General features: G+C 41.9%; 4 protein-coding genes. All 4 read left to right on the top strand.

Translation table 11 applies throughout. From position 1 onward, the window contains the following. On the top strand, positions 1–635 hold a 635-nt coding region (locus QZ359_RS01640), incomplete at its 5' end, for an LPXTG cell wall anchor domain-containing protein (protein WP_293955986.1). 175 nt (positions 636–810) lie between these two features. Next, complete coding sequence (gene hemW, locus QZ359_RS01635) at positions 811–1,941, top strand: radical SAM family heme chaperone HemW (RefSeq protein WP_293955984.1); 1,131 nt, start codon at positions 811–813, stop codon at positions 1,939–1,941. Positions 1,942–1,945: 4 nt separating this feature from the next. After that, the gene (locus QZ359_RS01630) at positions 1,946–2,683 is read left to right on the top strand and encodes an acyl-[acyl-carrier-protein] thioesterase (RefSeq protein ID WP_293955982.1); all 738 of its coding nucleotides are present in this window, start codon (positions 1,946–1,948) and stop codon (positions 2,681–2,683) included. Positions 2,684–2,690: 7 nt separating this feature from the next. Further along, the gene (locus QZ359_RS01625; RefSeq protein ID WP_261081002.1) at positions 2,691–3,464 is read left to right on the top strand and encodes a TIGR01457 family HAD-type hydrolase; all 774 of its coding nucleotides are present in this window, start codon (positions 2,691–2,693) and stop codon (positions 3,462–3,464) included. Positions 3,465–3,489 lie beyond the last annotated feature (25 nt).

Below are 3,489 nucleotides of genomic sequence, written 5' to 3'. Positions count from 1 at the left end.
CAGTAACAGAACCTAACAAGAAACCATCACAACCAGTGGATGTAACAACACCAGCACGTAAGACACCAACAGTAGAGTTGGAACAAGATCCTAAGACAGGTGACGTTACAGTAACACCTAAGAAACCAGATGGCTCAACCTACCCACCAGGAACTAAGGTAGAAATCCCAGGTAAAGATGGTAACCCAATCACAGTAACAATCGGTGAAGACGGTAAAGGTACAGTACCAAACAGTGACCTACCAGACGGTAAAGTTCCAGGTACAGCTAAGATTACAGAACCAGGTCAACCAACAGTTGAAGTTCCTGATGTAACAACACCAGGTAAAGTCACACCATCAACAGATACAAATCCAGTTGCACCAGTGACACCTGATATGCCAGTCAAACCTGATACTAATGGAGATTCTGGTCAAGATAAACCAGCACCAGCTACTCCAACTCCAAATACAGTTGCTCCGAATGCAGATCAGGTAGATGCTAAGACTACTGTTGATAATGGAGCTAAGTCAAATGATTCTCAAAATGTATTGCCAAATACAGGAACAGAATCAAATGCTGCTCTTGCATCTCTAGGACTTCTTGGGCTATTGAGTGGATTTGGACTTGTAGCTCGCAAGAAAAAAGAAGACTAAAAATTTAGTCAGATGAACATTCATTCTTTTGTGTTTTAACAACGAACTAGATTGATTCTGATAGTTGTGTTATCCATAAAATAAAAAGAATGTTTAGATAAAGAAAGCGAACAATGCTAGGATTTTGTTAAACGGAATTCTAAGTATTGTTCGCTTTTGTGGTATAATAATTACTATGCAGAAAAAACCAACGTCAGCCTATGTACACATCCCGTTTTGTACTCAAATTTGTTATTATTGTGACTTTTCAAAGGTTTTCATCAAAAATCAGCCAGTAGATAGTTATTTGGAACATCTGTTAGAAGAGTTTCAATCTTATGATATTCAAAAGTTGAGAACCCTCTATATCGGTGGTGGGACACCGACAGCTTTATCAGCTCCGCAACTGGAGGTGTTATTGAATGGCTTGACTAAAAACTTGGACTTGTCTGCCTTGGAAGAGTTGACCATTGAAGCTAATCCAGGCGACTTGGATGCGGATAAGATTGCTGTTTTGAAAAACTCGGCTGTCAATCGTGTTTCGCTAGGTGTGCAGACCTTTGATGACAAGATGCTGAAAAAAATTGGGCGCAGTCATTTGGAGAAGGATATTTATGAAAATATTGACCGCCTTAAACTGGCTGGTTTTGACAACATCTCCATCGATTTGATTTATGCGTTGCCTGGTCAGACCATGGAGCAAGTTAAGGACAATGTGGCTAAGGCCATTGGACTAGATATTCCCCATATGAGTTTGTATAGCTTGATTTTAGAAAACCACACGGTCTTTATGAACCGGATGCGACGAGGGAAATTGCCTCTACCTAAGGAGGAACTGGAAGCTGAGATGTTTGAGTATATCATAGCAGAGCTGGAGCGAGCTGGTTTTGAGCATTATGAGATTTCCAATTTCTCCAAGCCTGGTTTTGAAAGTCGTCACAATCTTATGTACTGGGACAATGCTGAGTACTATGGCATCGGTGCTGGGGCATCTGGTTATGTCAATGGAGTGCGCTATAAAAATCATGGTCCGATTCGTCATTATCTTAGTGCAGTTGAGGAAGGTAATGCGCGTATCACAGAAGAACACCTGAGTCAAAAAGAGCGAATGGAAGAAGAGATGTTTCTGGGACTCCGCAAGAAATCAGGAGTTTCTATGGCGCGATTTGAGGAAAAATTTGGACAGTCTTTTGATGGACTTTATGGAGAAATTGTCAGAGACTTGGTTCAACAAGGTCTCATGCAAATAGAGGGCGACCAAGTTCGCATGACAAAGAGAGGTCTCTTTTTAGGAGACACCGTAGCAGAACGATTTATTTTGGAGTAGAATGATGGGCTTAACTTATCAAATGAAAATGAAAATTCCTTTTGATATGGCTGATATGAACGGTCATATCAAACTTCCAGATGTGATTTTGCTATCCCTACAAGTTTCAGGGATGCAGTCGATTGAACTGGGAGTTAGTGATAAGGCCATTTTAGAAGAGCATAATCTGGTCTGGATTATCACAGAATATGATATTGAGGTGGTTCGTTTGCCTCGTTTTGCGGAAGAAATTACCATCGAAACGGAAGCCCTGAGCTACAATCGACTCTTTTGCTATCGTCGCTTTACCATTTATGATGAAGCAGGTCAGGAACTCATCCACATGATAGCGACTTTTGTTCTGATGGACCGAGATAGTCGAAAAGTCCATGCTGTCGAACCTGAGATTGTGGCTCCTTACCAGTCTGATTTTGATAAAAAACTTATCCGCGGACCAAAGTATGAGTCCTTGAACGAGCCAATCAGCAAGGATTACCATGTCCGTTTTTACGACTTGGATATGAATGGTCATGTTAATAACAGTAAGTATCTGGACTGGATTTTTGAGGTCATGGGAGCGGACTTTTTGACCCAATATATTCCCAAGAGAATCAACCTCAAGTATGTCAAGGAAGTTCGACCAGGTGGGGTTATTACATCGTCTGTTGAACGGACTGGACTGGAAAGCAAGCATGAGATTACAAGCGACGGGGCTACCAATGCCCAAGCTATGATTACTTGGCAAGAAATGAAAAAGGATTAGAGAAAATATGAAATATAAAGGCTATTTAATTGATTTAGACGGAACTATTTATAAGGGTAAAGACAGAATCCCAGCAGGGGAGGCTTTTATCCATGAATTGCAAAAGCGGGACATTCCCTATCTCTTTGTGACCAACAATACAACCCGTACTCCAGAGAGTGTTCAAGAAATGTTGGCTCAGAATTTTAATATCGATACGCCCCTATCGACTGTCTACACAGCGACTTTGGCCACTATCGACTATATGAATGACTTGGGGCTTGAAAAGACGGTCTATGTCATCGGAGAAGCAGGGCTCAAGGAAGCCATCAAGGCGGCTGGTTATGTCGAAGACAAGGAAAATCCTGCCTATGTGGTAGTAGGCCTGGACTGGCAAGTTGATTATGAAAAATTTGCGACAGCAACTCTTGCTATCCAAAAGGGAGCTCATTTTATCGGAACCAATCCTGACCTCAACATCCCGACAGAACGCGGTCTTTTGCCAGGTGCTGGTTCACTGATTACGCTTCTTGAAGTAGCAACACGAGTGAAGCCTGTTTATATTGGAAAACCAAATGCCATTATTATGGACAAGGCGGTTGAGCACTTAGGTTTGGAACGTGAAGAGTTAATCATGGTCGGAGACAATTACCTAACTGATATTCGAGCAGGGATTGACAATGGCATTCCAACGCTCTTGGTGACAACAGGTTTTACCAAGGCAGAAGAAGTGGCAGACTTGCCAATCGCACCGACTCATGTGGTTTCTAGTCTTGCGGAGTGGGATTTTGATGAAAACTAAACTGACCTTTTGGAGCTCTATGCTC

It is taken from the genome of Streptococcus sp. (assembly GCF_019414905.1).
Classification (GTDB): domain Bacteria; phylum Bacillota; class Bacilli; order Lactobacillales; family Streptococcaceae; genus Streptococcus.
Note: the sequence above shows the minus strand (reverse complement) of the source record. Positions and strands in the feature narration are given on the sequence as shown.

Bases quoted from the DNA above. Each gene is read 5' to 3' on its own strand.
- hemW (WP_293955984.1), top strand. From the start codon at position 811: ATGCAGAAAAAACCAACGTCAGCCTATGTACACATCCCGTTTTGTACT.
- QZ359_RS01630 (WP_293955982.1), top strand. From the start codon at position 1,946: ATGGGCTTAACTTATCAAATGAAAATGAAAATTCCTTTTGATATGGCT.
- QZ359_RS01625 (WP_261081002.1), top strand. From the start codon at position 2,691: ATGAAATATAAAGGCTATTTAATTGATTTAGACGGAACTATTTATAAG.